The organism is Pseudomonas sp. PH1b (genome assembly GCF_000633395.1).
Lineage (GTDB): Bacteria > Pseudomonadota > Gammaproteobacteria > Pseudomonadales > Pseudomonadaceae > Aquipseudomonas.
Genome location: NZ_AYMU01000011.1, coordinates 73,208 through 89,573 on the forward strand (window position 1 = coordinate 73,208; position 16,366 = coordinate 89,573).

Annotated in this window: 13 protein-coding genes; 5 read left to right on the plus strand and 8 right to left on the minus strand. The window is 66.3% G+C overall.

What is annotated here, in order from left to right; all coding sequences use genetic code 11:
* Window positions 1-53: 53 nt before the first annotated feature.
* From U873_RS0119090 to U873_RS0119120, 7 genes are all read right to left on the minus strand, one after another.
* The gene (locus U873_RS0119090; RefSeq protein ID WP_025129761.1) at window positions 54-1,136 is read right to left on the minus strand and encodes a GGDEF domain-containing protein; all 1,083 of its coding nucleotides are present in this window, start codon (window positions 1,134-1,136) and stop codon (window positions 54-56) included.
* Window positions 1,120-2,001, minus strand: a complete 882-nt coding sequence (locus tag U873_RS0119095) for a DUF4434 family protein (RefSeq protein ID WP_025129762.1) — start codon at window positions 1,999-2,001, stop codon at window positions 1,120-1,122. The genes U873_RS0119090 and U873_RS0119095 overlap by 17 nt, the downstream gene beginning before the upstream one ends.
* Entirely contained in the window at window positions 2,001-5,165 is a 3,165-nt protein-coding gene (locus U873_RS0119100) for a hypothetical protein (RefSeq protein ID WP_025129763.1), read from the minus strand. The genes U873_RS0119095 and U873_RS0119100 overlap by 1 nt, the downstream gene beginning before the upstream one ends.
* Window positions 5,162-7,339 carry a cyclic di-3',5'-guanylate-activated glycosyltransferase NrfB gene (gene nrfB / locus U873_RS0119105; protein ID WP_025129764.1) on the minus strand — a complete coding sequence of 726 codons (2,178 nt, stop codon included), beginning with the start codon at window positions 7,337-7,339 and terminating at the stop codon, window positions 5,162-5,164. Before nrfB ends, U873_RS0119100 begins: the two co-directional genes overlap by 4 nt.
* Window positions 7,336-8,487, minus strand: coding sequence for a non-hydrolyzing UDP-N-acetylglucosamine 2-epimerase (gene wecB, locus U873_RS0119110; protein ID WP_025129765.1), 1,152 nt, complete (start codon window positions 8,485-8,487; stop codon window positions 7,336-7,338). Before wecB ends, nrfB begins: the two co-directional genes overlap by 4 nt.
* Before the next feature lie 534 nt (window positions 8,488-9,021).
* Window positions 9,022-9,564, minus strand: coding sequence for an adenylate kinase (locus U873_RS0119115; RefSeq protein WP_025129766.1), 543 nt, complete (start codon window positions 9,562-9,564; stop codon window positions 9,022-9,024).
* 58 nt (window positions 9,565-9,622) lie between these two features.
* Complete coding sequence (locus U873_RS0119120; RefSeq protein ID WP_025129767.1) at window positions 9,623-10,543, minus strand: LysR substrate-binding domain-containing protein; 921 nt, start codon at window positions 10,541-10,543, stop codon at window positions 9,623-9,625.
* Between the two features lie 136 nt (window positions 10,544-10,679).
* Between U873_RS0119120 and U873_RS0119125 the strand changes: the two genes are divergently transcribed.
* The 4 genes from U873_RS0119125 to U873_RS0119140 all read left to right on the plus strand — a co-directional run bounded on the left by U873_RS0119125 (window position 10,680) and on the right by U873_RS0119140 (window position 14,920).
* The gene (locus tag U873_RS0119125; RefSeq protein ID WP_025129768.1) at window positions 10,680-11,981 is read left to right on the plus strand and encodes an FAD-binding oxidoreductase; all 1,302 of its coding nucleotides are present in this window, start codon (window positions 10,680-10,682) and stop codon (window positions 11,979-11,981) included.
* Window positions 11,982-12,032: 51 nt separating this feature from the next.
* On the plus strand, window positions 12,033-13,121 hold the full coding sequence (locus U873_RS0119130; protein ID WP_025129769.1) for a polyamine ABC transporter substrate-binding protein: 1,089 nt from the start codon (window positions 12,033-12,035) through the stop codon (window positions 13,119-13,121).
* Window positions 13,122-13,131: 10 nt separating this feature from the next.
* The gene (locus tag U873_RS0119135; protein ID WP_025129770.1) at window positions 13,132-14,394 is read left to right on the plus strand and encodes an FAD-binding oxidoreductase; all 1,263 of its coding nucleotides are present in this window, start codon (window positions 13,132-13,134) and stop codon (window positions 14,392-14,394) included.
* 133 nt (window positions 14,395-14,527) lie between these two features.
* A complete protein-coding gene (locus U873_RS0119140) occupies window positions 14,528-14,920 on the plus strand; it encodes a hypothetical protein (RefSeq protein ID WP_025129771.1) in 393 nt (130 codons plus the stop codon).
* Window positions 14,921-15,239: 319 nt separating this feature from the next.
* Here U873_RS0119140 and U873_RS0119145 read toward each other — a convergent pair whose 3' ends face one another.
* Window positions 15,240-15,812: a type 1 glutamine amidotransferase family protein gene (locus U873_RS0119145; protein ID WP_025129772.1), complete on the minus strand. Its 573-nt coding sequence runs from the start codon at window positions 15,810-15,812 to the stop codon at window positions 15,240-15,242.
* 230 nt (window positions 15,813-16,042) lie between these two features.
* Here U873_RS0119145 and U873_RS36730 point away from each other — a divergent pair, with 230 nt between their 5' ends.
* The gene (locus U873_RS36730; RefSeq protein ID WP_157838106.1) at window positions 16,043-16,159 is read left to right on the plus strand and encodes a lipoprotein; all 117 of its coding nucleotides are present in this window, start codon (window positions 16,043-16,045) and stop codon (window positions 16,157-16,159) included.
* Window positions 16,160-16,366 lie beyond the last annotated feature (207 nt).

Here is a 16,366-nt window from a genome sequence, read left to right on the forward strand (position 1 = left end):
GCCCGGCCCGAGCCTCTGCACAGGCACTACTCCGGCAGGAGCACGGGGCGTGGCTAGGATGGGACGTGAAAGGTGTACCTGTCCTTGCCGCTGTGCTTGGACTCGTACAGCGCTCGATCGGCATTGATCAGCGCCTGGTTCAGGCTGTCGCCTTCCTCGACCCGGGCCAGGCCGATGCTGATGGTCACCGGGTGTTGGGTGGTCTGGTCCCGTACCACCTGGCACAGGCGCCCGGCCAGGGCCTCGACATCGTCGCGGCGGACCCCGGCCAGGTAGATGGCGAACTCCTCGCCGCCGAGGCGGGCATAGTCGAAATCCACCATCACCGACTTGATATCGGCAGCGATGCGCTTGAGCACTTCGTCGCCGATGTCATGCCCGTACAGGTCGTTGACCTTCTTGAAATTGTCGATGTCGATCATCGCCAGGTAGTGCTCGTGCTCCCGGGGCAGGGCCTGCAGGCGCTGGTCGGCGCGGGTCATGAAGGAGCGGCGGTTGGGGATTTCGGTGAGGGTATCGAGGTAGGCCTGGTCCAGCAGCAGCTTGGACATGATGTAGTTGTGCAACTTGGCCTGGCGCAGCTTGAGAAAACTGTAGAGGGTCAGGGTGCTGAGAAACAGGGCATACACCAGCACCATCAGGCCCTTGAGCTCGCTGATGGCGATCTGGGTGGCCCAGAACGGATTGAGTACTGCCCAGGTAATGAGGATGGCGGCGAAGAACGACCAGCGCCGCAAGGGCATCACCGAGGCGCTGTAGAGAATGCTGGAAGCGCCGAGGATCAGCCAGCCGGGGTGCAGGTCCATGGGCAGGCCCTCGATCACCAGGCGTACGCCGATGGTGATGGTCAGCACGAACAGCAGGTTGACCCACTGGAAATGCCGGGCCTTGCGGGTGAAGCGCAGGATGATGGTGGTGAGGGCCAGGATCACCAGGAACACCATCGAGTAGACGGTGAAGCCTTGCCGTCCGGGGAAACTGACAATCAGGTCGAAGATCAGCCAGATAACGGTGCTGGCGATGTAGATCAGGATGCAGAAGCTGCGCAGGCGTTCGAAATCATGTTGCGCGAATTCAATTTTCAAGGCGGCTGGAGCGGCCTGCTTGAGCACTTGCTCTTCAATGGTTCTGAACATTGCGGGCCTTGGTCGTGAGCGGATGATCGAGCAGTGGCTTGCCCCACGGGCGGTAGCGCAGGGAGAACACCGCGCTGGCGTGGCAACCGCCGGGCCGGGCATCCGGGGCGGCCGGCTCGGCGTGGAACGGCTGGCCCGCGGCGCTGGTCTGGCGGAAAGCTTCGTGGACGATGCCGACGCTGCAGGGCAGGGCACTGGCATAGGTATCGCGCACCAGCGGCGCCAGGCGCCCGGTGCCGGCGCCGTCCTGCCACCACAGCTGCAGGCCGGCACTGGCCAGTTCGCCGAGCCAGGCAGCATTGACCTGGGGCGCCAGGTGGCCGGCGCTGAAGGCGCTCAGGTGCAGTGGCGCGTCGAGCTGGCGGGCGAAGTCCTTGAGCTGGCGGTGCAGGGTGGTGCGGCGGTCCGCGGCCTGAAAGTGCAGGTCGTCCAGTTCCATGGGCAGGTACCAGCCGCTGACCGGCAGCTTCCAGTCTTCACGCAGCTTGCGCTGGCGGTCCAGGGAGCTGGCCAGTTGCGCTTGCCAGTAGGTTTCCAGGCCGGCGCTGTCCAGTTGCTCGATACGCTGGTAGTAGGCCGGGTCCATGTACAGGCCCAGAACCAGCTGCAGGCCCTGGTCCCGGGCCTGGCGCAGGCTGTCGGCGAGCCAGCCGTGGGCGTTGCCGAAGTTCGAGTCGCCGTAGGCGGTCCATTGCACGATCAGGGTCTTGACCCCGTGCCGGGCGCTGGCCTGCCAGATTTTGCGCCACTGCTCGCGGCTCAGGGCGGCATCGCTGTTGAGCGGCTGGTAGAACAGCCGCTCCTCGGCCTGGGCCGTCAGTTGCAGGCCCAGCCATAGCAGGGTGGTCAGCATCAGTCGTTTCATCAGAAATTCAGCTCCACGCCCACCAGGACGCCATTGCCCCCTTCGTACAGATTGCCTCCCAGGGACTGTTGATATTCGGTGCGCACGGTCAGGTGGGCGCGGTCGGCGTTGTACTTGTCGTCGTCGAACCAGTATTGCCAGCGCAGGCCGACCCCGGTGCGCAGGTCCTGGCGCCAGTCGTTGCTCGGGTCTTGCGCGGCAAACTCGAGAAAGCCGTAGGGCATGAGGGTCTGCGGGGTGCTCAGCGGCAGTTTCCAGGCGTGGCCCTGCTGGTAGCGCGACAGCCATTGATGGTCGCCGGCCTTGGTCCACCAGGCGGCGTCCAGGTACAGGAAGCGCTCGTCCCAGTCGCTCTCGTCGATTCGCCAGTCGTTGCGGTACTTGCCCTGGTCGAAGAACGAGGCGGTGGTGCGCAGCAGGTAGTCGGTGCTGGTGTGGCCGCGCTTGCGGTGATCGTTGAGCTGGTCCAGCAGGCGGCCGGGGTCGAGCATCTGGCCCAGGCTCAGGCCATGGTTGTCCTGGTCGTCGAACTGGCTCTGCTTGTAGATCTCGCCATAGAAATTGATGTTGGCGTTGCCCCAGGGCTTGTAGCGCAGGCCCAGGCCGGCGGCGGCCGACTCGGCGTAGGACGAGCGACCGAGACCGCCGAGCAGGGTCCGGCCATAGACCGACAGGGTGCTGCCGTTGCGGCTGGGCTCGTCCCCCAGGGCGTGGTCCCACATCGCCACCTGGACGTTCTGCGACTGCGGGCTGCGCCGGCTGCCCTGAGTGTTGCTGTTGGGCAGCAGGCTGTTGTTGGTGGACACCCCGCCTGGCGACCAGGTGCTGGCGATGCTCACGCTGTCGCGCCGGGACAGGCTTTCATGGGCGCGGCGCTGGCGGTAGCGGCGGGCTTCGAGGCTGCCGTTGTGGTCATCGGCGGCCACCGGGTTCTGCTCCAGGTCGATTACTCGACGCAGTTCCTGGCGGGCTGCGGCGCTGTCTTCGATTTCGTCGTAGCGCCAGGCCAGGGTCTCGCCCAGGCGGTAGTCCTCGGGGAAGTCGCGGGTCGCCTGTTGCAGGTAGGGAATCGCCAGGCGTCGCTGTTGCGGGGTCTGGGTAGCGGACAGGCGCATGCCGTAGTCGGCGCGAAAGCGCGGGTTGTCCGGCTCGAGGCGCACCGCTTCGGCCAGCCACTGGGTGCTTTGCTCCAGGTCGCCGGCCTTCTGTGCGGTGACCGACGCGGCGTAGTAGTGCCCGGCATTCGGTGCCTGTCTGAGGGCCTGACGCTGACGCTCCAGGGCTGTGGCGGTGTCACCGCGCTGCTCGGCGATCGCCGCCCCCAGGGCCCACTCATCAGCGCCACGGGCCTGGCTGTGCTGCCAGTAATGTTCGGCGCCGGGGTTGTCGCCGACGGTCAGGGCGCTGCGGCTGGCGGTGAGCCGGGCGTTGTCGCTCAGTTGGGTGTCCGGCACGCTGCGCCAGATGGCCAGGGCCCCGGCCGAGTCGCCGGAAGCTTCCAGGGCATAGGCCAGGGGCAGGCGGTTGCCGCGCTCGCCAAGGCGTTCGGCAGCCTGGTAGTAGGCGACGGCCGCCCCGGGTTGCGCGGGCATGGCGCAGCGGCCCAGGGCGCGGTATTCCAAGGCTTCCCTGGGCTGTTGGCCGATGGCTTGTTGCACGATGTCGCAGCGATCGTTTTCCGCCAGTTGCGCCAGTAGCTGGCCACGGGTGGCCGGGTCGACTCGCTTGACCAGCGCGCCCATGCGTTGCAGCTGCGCTGGACTCAGGCGCGGCGAGGCGGCGTAGAGCCCGGCCAGGCGCTGCAGCAGGGGGCTGGGCAAGCCGCCGGCGTGGCGCTCATAGGCCTGTTCCAGCAGTGACTGGGCGCGGGTTTGCTGGCCGTTGCCCAGGGCCAGGTAAGTGGCTTGGTCGAGGGCCGCCAGGTTGCCGGTCTGGCGGTACTGGCGTTCCCACAGCTCGGCCGCTTCCCGGTGGCGGCCCTGGGCCTGCAGGAGTTCGGCGCGTTTTCTCAGCACGGCCGGGGTCTGCGGTTGCTGGCTCAGCCAGGCCAGGGCCTGGGCGCCTTGCCCCTGTTCTTGCCAGACCTCCACCAGGCGTTCGCGCCGGGCCGTGTCCCAAGGCTCGGGCAGGCGCTGGCTTTGCAGCAGGTCGCTGGCTTGCAGGCGCTGGGCCAGCACCAGCCAGGCCTGCGGATCGTCCTGGGGCGAGCACTGGTGCAATTGCTTGAGCGCGGCGTCCGGGTCGTGCCGGGACAGCCATTCAGCGGTCTCCAGGCAAGGCCGTTGCAACTCGGCACTGAGGCGTTGCACGGTGTCGCTGTCGTTCTCCTGGCGGGCCAGTTCCCAGTGCTGCTGGCGCAGGGCCGGGTCGGCCTGCTCGGCCGGCGACAGGCGCTGGATCCAGCGTTGCGCCTGGTTGCGGTGGCCCAGGGCAATCGCCCGCTCGATCATCGCCAGGTGCACCTGGTGCGCGGCCTCGGGGCTGGGGGCCTGTTTCAGCAGGGCTTCTAGCTTCATCTCGTCCAGGCGCTGGGTGTAGGCGGTGGCCAGGCGCTGCCAGCCTTCGGCGTCGAGCTGCCCGCGAGCTGCCACGGGTTCAAGCTGGGCGATGGTCTCATCCCAGTTGCGCAGTTGCTCGGACCAGTTGGCCCGGGCCTGGCGCAGGGCCGTGTCGTCGCCCTTGGCCGGCAGTTGCGCCAGCCAGTCGTAGGCGCGCCGGGCGCCGCCAAACTTGGCCAGGCTCATGCTGTAGGCCTGCCACAGGCGTATCCGGTGCGCCAGCGAGCTGGCAGCGATCCAGCTTTCCACCTGTTCGGTACCGGGCGGATCCTGTTCGATCCAGGTCAGGCGCAGTTCCAGCAGTGCTTCACTGTCGCCCGGGACGGTGTTCATGGCCTGCACGGCGTCCTTGTAGCGCCGCTGGCGAGCCAGGGACTGGGCCAGCAGGCCCTGGGCTTCCTGGTTCTTCGGCACCTGTTGCAGCAGGTGCCGGGTCAGGCGCTCGACCTCCTTCCAGTTGCCTTTTTGCGCCTCGCGGTAGCTGCGGTCGAGGTAGGGGTAACTGCGAAAGCGCTCGAAGTCGGTCAGTGGTTCGGTCTGGGCCACGGCGGTTCCGCCAAGGCTCAGCAGCAGGCTGCACAGCAGCAGTTGACGGCCTGGGTTCATGGGGCCACCTGCGCGACGATGCGGTAGGCCGCCTGTTGTTCCGAGGCCTGGTCCGCCAGGGCCTGCTGCAGTACTTGGGGGGTGATCATGCCGCGTTCGATCAGGTGCTCGCCGAGGGAGCCGCGATCGGCGTCGTAGTCGATCATGGCCTGGTTGAACAGGCTGGGGGGCACCAGGCCGCGCACCTGCAGCAGGTGCCCGACTTGCACCTGGTGCAGGCTGATGCGCTCCAGCAGGGCTTCGTCATCCTGGTGGCGCTTGAGGGTCTCGAGCATGCGTCGGGTGTCCTCGCTCTGATGCTTGCCGGCGTACCAGTAGCGGATGCCCAGGGTGACCCGGCCCTGGGGGGCCAGGCGGCAACTCACCGGGCGCTTGAGCTGGCGGCTGATGGCCCCCAGCGAGACCTGGCTGACCGGGTCTTCGGCGGCCAGGACCAGGGTCTCGCCCTGTTCCTCCACCGGCAGTACGCCGTACTGCACGGCAATCTGCCGCGGCACGCCGGCGATCAGTTGCGGATCGATCTTGAACGGGTTCAGGGGCGCCCATGGCAGATCGAATTGTTCGGCCAGTTCCTGCACCAGCTGGGTCGTGTCGATGTAACCGCGCAGCAGCAGTTCGCGCCCCAGGCGCCGGCGTACCGGGCTGGTGATCGCGGCTTCGAGCTGCTCTTCGGTGAGCAGGCCCTTGTCCACCAGGCGGTGGCCCAGGGGGCTGCGCTGGGCCTTGGTCAGGGCGGGGAACTCATGGGTGGTCTTGTCCCAGGCCACGCGCCGCGAGTCGCCCATCTGCAGTACTTGGCGCAGGGCCCGCAGGTTGGCGAAGAAGTTGACGAAGTTGCTCCACATCATCCGTGGCGCCGACAGCAGGCCCTGCACCACACCGTAGAACCGGGTGACGAACCAGGCCCGCTGGAACAGCCGGTTGAGCAGCATCAGGCCGTTGAGCCAGAGCAGCGCCGCCAGCAGCGGGCTGTCGGCAAGAATCGACTGGAAGCGCCAGGCGTCGGGGGACAGTACGGTGATCAGCCACATGCTCAGCAGCACCAGGAACAGCAGGTTCACCAGGAAGCTCAGCAGGTAGGCGATCAGGCCCCGGCGGTCGCGCCAGAGAAAGTAGTTGAGCAGGCCCTTGCGGCTCCAGCCCAGGTTGGTGGTGCCCTGGAACACGATGCCGACGATCCATCGCGACTTCTGCCGGACGGCGTGCTGCCAGTCCCGGGGGAAGTGCTCGCGCACGCAGATCACCTGGGCAAAGCGGCGGTCCATGCCCGGCACCCATTGGTAGTCCAGGGCCAGTTTCGGATCGCTGATGGAGTAGCGGGCGAAGATGCACTTCATGCCTTTTTGCTTCAGGCGAAAGCCGATGTCGTAGTCCTCGGTCAGGCTCTGCACGTCGAAGGCGATGCCGTCGCCGTCTTCCAGCAGGGCGCTGATGGCCCGGCGGCTGAAGCAGGTGCCGACCCCGGCGCTGGGCACCTGCCCGGTCAGGGCCTCGCGCACGATCACGTCCTTGCCGTGGTTCTCGGCGAACTCGTCGACGTAGTGCCCGGCGGTGAAGCCTTGCCACGCCGGAGCGTAGGGGTAGACCGGGATCTGGATCAGGTCTTTGTTGGGCAGCAGGTAGTTGTACAGGCGCAGTTCCATGGGCGAGATCACGTCTTCGGCGTCATGCAGGATGAAGCCGGCGAACTCGATCCGGGCCTCGTTCTGAAAGCGCAGGATGGCGTCGATGATGTTGTTCAGGCAGTCGGCCTTGCTGGTGGGACCGGGGCGTGCGCAGACCACCTTGTGCACGTTGGGGTAGTGCTGGCACACCGCGTCGACGTCGGCCTGGGTCTCGGCGTCGTTGGGGTAGGTGCCGACGAAGATCTGGTAGTTCTGATAGTCGAGGGTGGAGGCCGCCAGGCGTGCCATCTCGCCCACCACGCCGACCTCGTTCCAGGCCGGGACCATGATCGCCAGGGGTTTTTCCGGGGTCTCGTAGAGGCGTTTCTCATCCGCCGCCTCGAATTTTTCGTAGATCCGCCAGCGCCGGATCAGCTTGCGGCCCCAATACACCAGGTCGATGAACAGGTCATCCAGGCCCAGCAGGAACATCAGCAGGGCCAGGGTGATCGCCAGGTACTTGAGGCCGTAGAGGATATAGATGAAGACATCGATCAAGCCCAGACTCATGCCGGGTCACGCGCAGGCTGAGCCTCCAGCCAGGAGCACAGCCGACGGGCGATGCGTTCGCTGGCGTGGCCATCGCCGTAGGGGCTGTGCACGCGGCTCATGCGGGCATACACCTGGGGATCGTCCAGCAGCTCACTGGCGTGGCCCACGATGCGCTGGTGATCGGTGCCCACCAGCAGCACGGTGCCGCCCTCCAGCACCGACGGCCGTTCGGTGACGTCCCGCAGCACCAGCAGCGGTTTGCCGATGGCCGGGGCTTCTTCCTGGACCCCGCCGGAGTCGCTGAGGATGAAGTGCGAACGTCCCATCAGCCAGACAAAATGCTGATAGTCCTGGGGCGCTACCAGGTAGATGTTGGGCTTGTCCGAGAGCAGGCCGTAGACCGCGTTCTGCACCTGGGGGTTGAGGTGCACCGGGTACACGAACTGCACGTCCGGGTAGCGCTGGGCCAGGGTTGCCAGGGCTAGGCAGATATCGCGGAAACCGTCGCCGAAGTTCTCCCGGCGGTGGCCGGTGATCAGTACCATGCGCCGGTTGTCGTCGAGCATCGCCAGGGGCGAGTCGGCGGCGGGGCGCCAGTGGGTTTGCTGCTGGTGGGTGCGCATCCACAACAGTGCATCGATCACCGTATTGCCCGTGACCTCGATGTTCTCGGCGCGAACATTTTCCCGCAGCAGGTTGGCTTCGGACTTGGCGGTCGGGGCGAAGTGCAGGTCGGCGATGACGCCGGTCAGGCGCCGGTTGGCCTCCTCGGGCCAGGGCGCCTTGAGGTTGCCGGTACGCAGGCCGGCCTCGACGTGGCCGATGGGCAGTTGCCGGTTGAAGGCGGCGAGGGCGGCGATAAAGCTGGTGGTGGTGTCGCCATGGACCAGCACGATGTCCGGTTGCAGGCGCTGGTAGCTGGTGTCCAGGTGGATCAGCAGTTGCTGCGACAGGCCGTTGAGGGTCTGGCCCTGGGTCATCACTTGCAGGTCCACATCGACTTCGAGCTCGAAGGAGTCGAGCACCTGCTTGAGCATTTCCCGGTGCTGGCCGGTGGAACAGATGTGCAACTCGATACCTGGCCAGTTGCGCAGCACCCGGGCCAATGGCGCCATCTTGATCGCCTCAGGACGCGTACCGAAAACCATCATGACTTTGAAAGGCATGTATCCCCTCCTGGGATTGTGATAACCGGACCTGACCTTGAATGAAAGCAGTGAGAATCACTCTTGTCCAACCAGGGGCGAAGGCTGTGACATCGCTCAAATGCGCGGTTATCGGGAAAAGGGGGTCTGGCATTGACCTGGGCGTCAAGTTCCTCGAACGGCGGAGAAACCCTGGGCAAAATGCAAAATCATGTTGCGGTGTCGGGTTGTTCGACAAGAATGCCTGGATGGTTTTTCGCCACAAAATTGACGATATTGCCATTTGTCGGTAGGTCTAAAATCCAGATCAAGGACTGGTGTCAAAATGACGTCGCTTGCTGTTAAAATGCGCGCCATGACTCACCCCTAGAGTGAGTGTTTTGATGACTGCCTAGTTCGTGGAGTATTGCTGTGGGTCGTGCTTTAGCGGTGTATGTAGTGGGAATGGCCTTGGTGCTGGCGTGCTTTGCCTGGGCGATGGCGACTGTCTACAGTTGAGCCCCCCGTAGCGTCCAGGCCTTTCCCGGACCGCTGTTCAGCGGTCCTTCAGCGGTGTCAGTCCCGGCCCATGATCCGCAGGGCCTGGTCGAGTAATTCATCCTTCGATCGACTGCCGTCCAGGCGCTCCCAGGGCTGCTGCAATTGCGCCAGCCAGGCGTTGTGCCGTGGGCGGCTGCGGCCGGCCCGGGTGCCGCTGTCATAGGCCGCCGCCCATTGCAGAAACGCCAGGTGCTGGGAGTGCATGTCGCCCCCGGGCAGGATGCGCGGGCCGAAGCGTTGCCGCTCCCGGGCAGCGATGCGTTGCAGGCGCAGCGCTGTCGGGGTGTCCAGGTACAGCACCCAGTCGGCCCTGGCGATGATGGCGTCGCCCCAGCCATCCATCGAACCCGACACCACCCAGGGCACCTCGCCCAGGGCTGCGTGCAGGCGCTCCAGGCGTTCCTCGGGCGGGCGTGCTTGTGTGAAGGGCGGATCGCTGGGAATCCAGTAGTGCTCATCGACATCGACGTGGGGCAGGTCTAGGTGCCGGGCCAGGGCGCTGCCGAGGGTGCTGACGCCGGCGCCCGAGGCACCGATCAGATAGATCCGTGGTTTCAACGCAGTTCCTCCTGAACCAGAAAGGCGGGATGACGGGCCGCTGCCCCGTGCAGGTGTTTCAGGCCCGCCCTGGCGCGGGCAGATCCCGCTCGGCCGCCTGGGCCTGGAACCAGTTCAGGACGGTTTCGCAGGCCGGGTGCGCGGCGCCGCTGTCGCGCAGCCACAGGGCATAGACCCCGCCGGTCTTCAGCGCTTGGCCGAAGGGAATCAGCAGGCTGCCCCGGGCAATCGAGTCCTGGGCCAGGATCAGGTCGGTCATCGCCACCCCCAGCCCCCGGGCAGCGGCGTCCAGGGCCAGGTCGTCGAGGTTGAACAGCAGGTGCTTGTAGCTGCGGGGCCTCTGGTCGTCCTGGGCCTGCAGCCAGGCGGTCCATTCCTGGCGGCTGGTGGAGCCGTGGATCAGTGCGTGCCCGGCCAGCTCTTCCAGGGAGCGCGGCGGTAATTGCCCGTCACTGAGTTGCGGCGCGCACACCGGCACCAGGTATTCGTCGAACAGTGGGGTCAGCGGCCGTTCGTCCAGGCCTTCCGGCAGGTACAGCACGTAGGCGTCGCAATCGCCGCTGGGGTCCACCATGGCCCCGCCCACGGTCTCGATCGACAGGCACAGCCCGGGGTTGGCGGCGTAGAAACCGCTGAGCCTGGGCAACAGCCAGCGCACCGCCAGGGAAACAAAGATGCGGATGCGAAACGGCCGGTCCAGGGGCGCCGGGGCCAGGCGTTCCTGCAAGGCGCCGAGGGACCTGAGGACCTGCGTGGCCACGTTGCAGACATCGCGCCCCGAGTCTGTCAGCGAGACCCGGCGACTGCTGCGTTCGAACAGGCTGGCGCCGTAGTGCTCCTCCAGTTGCTGGATCTGCCGGCTCACCGCGCTCTGGGTCAGGTGCAGGCGCGCCGCAGACTCGGTGAAACTGTGGGTCTGGGCCACGCTGACCAGGGTTTGCAGGGCCTGCAACGAGGGCAGTCGAAGAGGGTTATCCATGCGTTTTCCGAATAGATGGATGAATTAATAACGTTCGAAATGAAGCCGTCATATCCCTAGATTGTAGGCATGTGGCGCCGGATTGAATGTTCTGTTGAATGCTCCCGGCGCATGGATTGTGCAGGAGTGACAGGCTTTGAACAATGTATGTGGCTGGATCGCCCTGGCGGGGCAGACTCCCCAGCGGCCAACCCTCAAGGGCCTCCAGAAAGCCGACTGGCTGATCATTGGCGGTGGCATTACCGGCCTCTCGGCGGCCCACGCCCTGGCGCGGATGTTTCCCCAGCAGCGCATCGTCCTGCTGGATCGCCAACGGGCGGCCCAGGGCGCCTCGGCGCGCAACTCGGGGTTCGTGGTCAGCCATGAGCTGCCCGGGGCCGACGAATTGCTCGGTCGACCCGGGCATCAGGCCTATCTGTTGGCCTGTGGAATCGGCGTTGCTGCCGGTGAAGAGGTGCGCCAACGCATTGACGAATTGGGCATTGAATGCGAGTTCGACGCGGGCGGCTATCACTTTGCCGTGCACCAGCCCCAGCACCTGCAGGACAGCAGCGCCCGGGTCGCCACCCTGAATGCGGCGGGCGCCCAGGCCCGGTATCTGGAAGGCGCGGCCTTGCAGCAGCGCCTGGGCAGCGGCTTCTACCAGCGGGCCATCCACTGCGCCGGCGGTAACGCGCTGTTGCAGCCGGCCAAGTACGTCAAGGGCCTGCTGGAGCGCCTGCCGGAACGCCTGGCGGTGTTCGAGAACAGCCCGGTGCAGGACCTGCAGCCCCTGGCGGGCCGGGGCTGGCGGGCCACCACCGGGGAGGGCGAGATCCAGGCGTCCCAGGTGCTGGCCTGTGTCGGCGCCTTCCTGCCCCGGGTCGGGGTCCGGCACAGCGCTACTTTCCCCCTGGAACTGAGCGCCAGCATCACCCGGCCCCTGCACCAGGAGCACTGGCAACAGCTGCTGGATGAGCAGGGCTGGGGCGTGCTCTCCACCTTGCCCGGGGCGGCCACGGTGCGCCTGTTGCCGGGGCGCCGCTTGCTGATGCGCAACACCGTTGAATATCGCCAGCGCGACCTCGGCCCGGCGCAGTTGGCGGTACGCCGCCAGGAACACCTGCGGGGCCTGCAAAAGCGCTTTCCCGGCATCACCGACGCCGACCTGCAATACACCTGGACCGGGCACCTGAGCGGCACCCGCTCCGGCGAGCCGTACTTCAGCCGGGTTGCCCCAGGCCTGCACGCGGTGGCCGGCTGCAATGGCTCGGGGGTGGCCCGGGGCACCCTGTGGGGCCGGCTGCTGGCGGAAATGGCCGCCGGCTGCGACTCCTCGCTGCTGCGGGACGTGCTGTCCCAGGCCCGCCCCGGCTACCTGCCGCCGCGACCGTTTTTCGACATTGGAGCAAGCTTGCGCATGGGCTGGGAAGTGCAGCGCGCGCGACACGAGCGTTAACCGTCGCGGCGAATAAAACGCCGCAATAATAAGAGCACAGAGGGCGGAAACATGATTAATCGCACCACTACGGCACTGTTATCCCTGGCCTTGTACGGCGCAAGCGTACACGCGGCCGAAACGGTGAGCATCGCCAACTGGAGCGGCTACATCGCTCCCGACACCCTGGCCGAGTTCACCCGGCGCAGCGGTATCCAGACCACCTACGACGTGATCGACAGCAACGAAACCACCGAGGCCAAGCTGATGACTGGCGGCAGCGGCTACGACCTGGCCAGCCCGTCCAATCACTTCCTGCCGCGGCTGATCCAGGCCGGGGCGATCCAGCCGCTGGACCGGAGCAAGCTGCCCAACTGGAACAACCTCGATCCCAAGCTGATGAAGCTGTTGGAAACCAGCGACCCGGGCAACCAGTACGGCATCCCCTATATGTGGGTGACCGTGGGCATCGGCTACAACGTCGACAAGATCAAGGCGATCTTCGGTGACACCGACGTCACCCAGTCCTGGCAGCTGCTGTTCAAGCCGGAGAACATCCAGAAGCTCAAGCAGTGCGGCGTGGCCTTTCTCGACAACCCCACGCAGATGGTGCCCATCACCCTCAATGCCCTGGGCCTGGACCCCCACAGCGAACAGCCGGCGGACCTGAAAAAGGCCGAAGCGGCGCTGCAGGCGATCCGTCCCTCGATCCTCTATTTCCACCAGGCCAAGTACGTCAGCGACCTGGCCAACGGCAACATCTGCGTGGCCGTGGGCTTCAGTGGCGACGTGCTGCAAGCCATGGCCACCGCGCACCAGGCGAAAAGCGGCGTGAACATCGGCTACAGCATTCCCAAGGAAGGCTCCACCGTGGCCATGGACATGGTGGTGATCCCCAAGGGTGCCCCGCACCTGGACAACGCCTACGCTTACCTGAATTACCTGCTGGACCCCAAAGTGATCGCCAACATCAGCAACTTCGTGCAGTACGCCAACGGCAACGCGGCGTCCTTGCCTTACATAGAGCCGCAATTGCGCAGCAACCCGGCGGCCTATCCGCCGCAGTCGGTGCTCGACAGCCTGTTCCCGATCAAGACCATGACCCCGGCCGGCATGCGTCTGAGCACCCGCCTGTGGACACGGGTCGTCAGCGGCACATGAGGAGCCCGGCATGATTGCGAGTCGGCAACAACGCGGCCATGCCCTAGTGGTGGGGGCCGGGGTGGTAGGCCTGGCCAGTGCTTTGTGGCTGCAGCGGCTGAACTGGCAGGTGACCCTGCTGGACCGCCAGCTCCCCGGCAGCGGCACCTCGTTCGGCAATGCCTGCACGTTCGCCACCTATGCGGTGGAGCCGGTGGCCACCCCCGGCATCTGGCGCCAGGCGCCGGGCATGCTGTTGCGCCGCGACAGCCCGTTGGCCATCCGCCCGGGCTACCTGCCACGGATCGCTCCCTGGCTGTGGCGTTTCCTCGCCTGCTCCAGTGCGTCGCGGGTCAAGGCCATCAGCCACGACCTGCACAGCCTGCTCAAGCCATGCATGGGGGCCTGGCAGACCCTGTTCGATGACGCCGGGGCCAATGATCTGGTACGCCACGACGGCTCGTTGTACCTGTTCGAGGCCCATGAGCGGCAGAGCGCCATCGACATGCTGGCCTACCATCAGGCCTTCGACGTGCCGATGCGCCTGGTGCCGGGGCCGGAGTTGCGGGCCATGGAGCCGGCCCTGAATGCCCGGGCCGCTCTGGCCCTGGAGTTGCCGCAGGTCAGCCGCACCCTTGATCCCTATGCCTTGAGCCAGCGTCTGCTCCAGCGTTTTGTCGAGCGCGGCGGGGTGTTTCGCCGGGGCGAGTTGCTGGATATCGAGCGCCACGCCCAGCACGGCGAACGGCTCAGCGCACGCTTGAGCAGTGGTGAGTCACTGCCGGCCGAGCGCCTGCTGCTGTGCACCGGGGCCTGGTCCCGCAGCCTGGCACAACGCCTGGGAGACGCCATTCCCCTGGACACCGAGCGCGGCTATCACGTGCTGTTCGAGCAGGCCGGCGGCCTGGTCAACCGGCCGCTGTGCTGGGGCGCCGGAGGGTTCTACATGACGCCGATGGCCCAGGGTTTGCGCGTGGCGGGCACCGTCGAGTTCGGCGGCCTCGACGCCGCCCCGGACCCGCGCCGCTACCGTTACCTGGCCCGCGGTGCCCGGCGTTTCCTGACCCTGCACCACTCACCGTCATCCCGGTGGATGGGCTTTCGTCCGTCGCTGCCGGACAGCAAGCCGGTGCTCGGCCAGTCGCGATTATTGCCCCAGGTGCACTACAACTTCGGCCATGGCCATGTCGGGCTGACCCTGGCCGCGATCACTGGGCAACTGATGGCGGAGCAGGCCAGCGGACTGACGCCAAGCGTGGCGTTGCAGCCATTCCTGGCGCAGCGCTTCCGCTAGAGGCCAGGGTGTGGCAGCGCCAAAGCACGAAACGGTCATCTTCGGCTGCTAGAACAGGGTTTCCCCGACAGCAATACTGGCGCCCGGCGTTAGGTTGGCCCGGGGCCGTTTCTGCAGCCATGGATGTGCATCTATGCGAATTGCCCTGTTTCTCGGTTCACTGTTGTTGTGTGCGGCCAACGCCCATGCCGAGGATCCGGCTTCGGTGCTTGGCCATGGCTTTGGTTCCCTGAGCTGCGTCGACCTGCAAGACCCCGACAGCAGGGCCACCTGTGGGGCCCGGGCGCTGTCCAATGGCAAGGGCTGCCAGGGCCTGTCGAGCCAGGGCATGCGTGATAAATGCCTGGATGAGGCGCTGTATCCGTCGAGCAGCTCGACCCGCACCCCGCCGGCCAGGGCCAAGCCTCGAGCGCCTGGGGTGGCCGTTTCCAGCCAAGCGCCTTTGCAACCGCCTGCACCTTTGTTGACCGAGGAGCAGATGCGGCGACTGGATCAGGTGCTGGGGATCAACGACACCCGCCCTTGAACGGGTCGTGGCCATGACCTCGGCCTGCTGGCGCTGGGCGGCTGCAAGAGCGCCACGCCACAGCCCCCCGAGCAACAGTTGCAGAGCCCGCGCGAGGCTTATCGGTGGGCGTTCGCCGAGGCCTTGAGCGAGGGTGCTCGCCGCTACAACCTCGATGACTGGGTGGGCGGTTGCTCCTGGAGCTCGGCTGCAGGCCCTGGAAGGGCGGGCCGAAACAACCCTGAGCCTGTCCCTCGTGGCGGCGTTGCGCTGCAGCACCAGGCCCGGGGCGGTCGGAGCCCCGTGGCTGGGCACGCCGGCCGCCGCAGGAGGCGAGGGCTCAGGCCTTCGGGCGGTGTTCCGCTGCATGCAGGGCGAGGTAGGCACTGAGGTTGTCATCGCTGATGCCCAGAGCACCGAGAATCTGCGCCATGAAACTCACCGGAGCGCTGCCCGGCGCTGTGATCACTCGCTGATCCGCCACGGCGTGGGGCACGTCCTGATAGTGCGCCGCGCCGGCGTATCCCTCCGCCAGCAGGTTGTCCGCCGAGTTCGAGGTATGTCGCACAAGATCCAGCACCCCGGCCCTGGCCAGGGCGCGGGTGCCGTCGCAGATACCGGCGAGAACGATCTGGCGTGCCTGCGCCGCCCGCAGCAGCTCGCTGATCTCGGGAGCCTGCGCGCTTTGCCAGACCGGACCGCCGCAGATCATCAGCAGGTCGAGCTCATCGAGGCGTATGTCTTCCAGGGCCAGGTCCGGGGTCACCCGCAGGCCGCCCATGGAGGTCACCGGGGTGCCCTTGGGGCTAGCGTATTGGCAGTCGAAACCGTAATAGGCACGGGCCGTGGCGTTGATCAGGGCGGTTTCCCAATCGGCGAAGTTCTCGCAGATGAGGGTGATGGCGCGGGGCATGGGGCAGTCCTTCCTTGGGTGAACCTGGAGTCAGGTGCTGCAGGATATCTGTTTTTTCCGGGTGATTCAGGGCTTGAGCAAGGCCCTGCGAAACGGCCCGTTACGCCATCAGCCAGGGGTATCAAGGTTGCACTTGGTGAGGCGGGCGATAGCCTTTATGCTTTCGCGCCTTGATCGACGGGAGGGCTAGGCACGGCGCTGTCCCGATATGTTTCTCAATGGACCTGAGCATGCATTCCAGTCTCCCCGCATCCTTGAAAGCACTGCTGCTGACCGGCGCCATGGCGCTGCTGAGCGGCTGTCAGGCCCTGGCGCCAGCGACCACTGCGCAGCAACCGAAGGGATGACGGATGACCAGTGCCAGGTGCGCAGCTGCCAGGTGGAACTGGGCATGGCCCCTATCCGGGGCAGCCAGTTCCGGGCCGATGCAGACTGCAACAGCCTCTGTGGCAGCGCTGCCGGCAACTGGAGAGGCGCGAGCTGCCGGGCAAGCGCGAGTATCGGCAGGGCCAGGAGCGGTTCCCGGTCAAGGTGGATTCCAGCCCCTGGAAGGG

Coding starts and splice junctions, on each gene's coding strand:
- U873_RS0119135 (WP_025129770.1), top strand. CDS start 13,132: ATGATTGCGAGTCGGCAACAACGCGGCCATGCCCTAGTGGTGGGGGCC.
- U873_RS36730 (WP_157838106.1), top strand. CDS start 16,043: ATGCATTCCAGTCTCCCCGCATCCTTGAAAGCACTGCTGCTGACCGGC.
- U873_RS0119090 (WP_025129761.1), bottom strand. CDS start 1,136: ATGTTCAGAACCATTGAAGAGCAAGTGCTCAAGCAGGCCGCTCCAGCC.
- U873_RS0119140 (WP_025129771.1), top strand. CDS start 14,528: ATGCGAATTGCCCTGTTTCTCGGTTCACTGTTGTTGTGTGCGGCCAAC.
- U873_RS0119100 (WP_025129763.1), bottom strand. CDS start 5,165: ATGAACCCAGGCCGTCAACTGCTGCTGTGCAGCCTGCTGCTGAGCCTT.
- wecB (WP_025129765.1), bottom strand. CDS start 8,487: ATGCCTTTCAAAGTCATGATGGTTTTCGGTACGCGTCCTGAGGCGATC.
- U873_RS0119130 (WP_025129769.1), top strand. CDS start 12,033: ATGATTAATCGCACCACTACGGCACTGTTATCCCTGGCCTTGTACGGC.
- U873_RS0119145 (WP_025129772.1), bottom strand. CDS start 15,812: ATGCCCCGCGCCATCACCCTCATCTGCGAGAACTTCGCCGATTGGGAA.
- U873_RS0119095 (WP_025129762.1), bottom strand. CDS start 2,001: ATGAAACGACTGATGCTGACCACCCTGCTATGGCTGGGCCTGCAACTG.
- nrfB (WP_025129764.1), bottom strand. CDS start 7,339: ATGAGTCTGGGCTTGATCGATGTCTTCATCTATATCCTCTACGGCCTC.
- U873_RS0119120 (WP_025129767.1), bottom strand. CDS start 10,543: ATGGATAACCCTCTTCGACTGCCCTCGTTGCAGGCCCTGCAAACCCTG.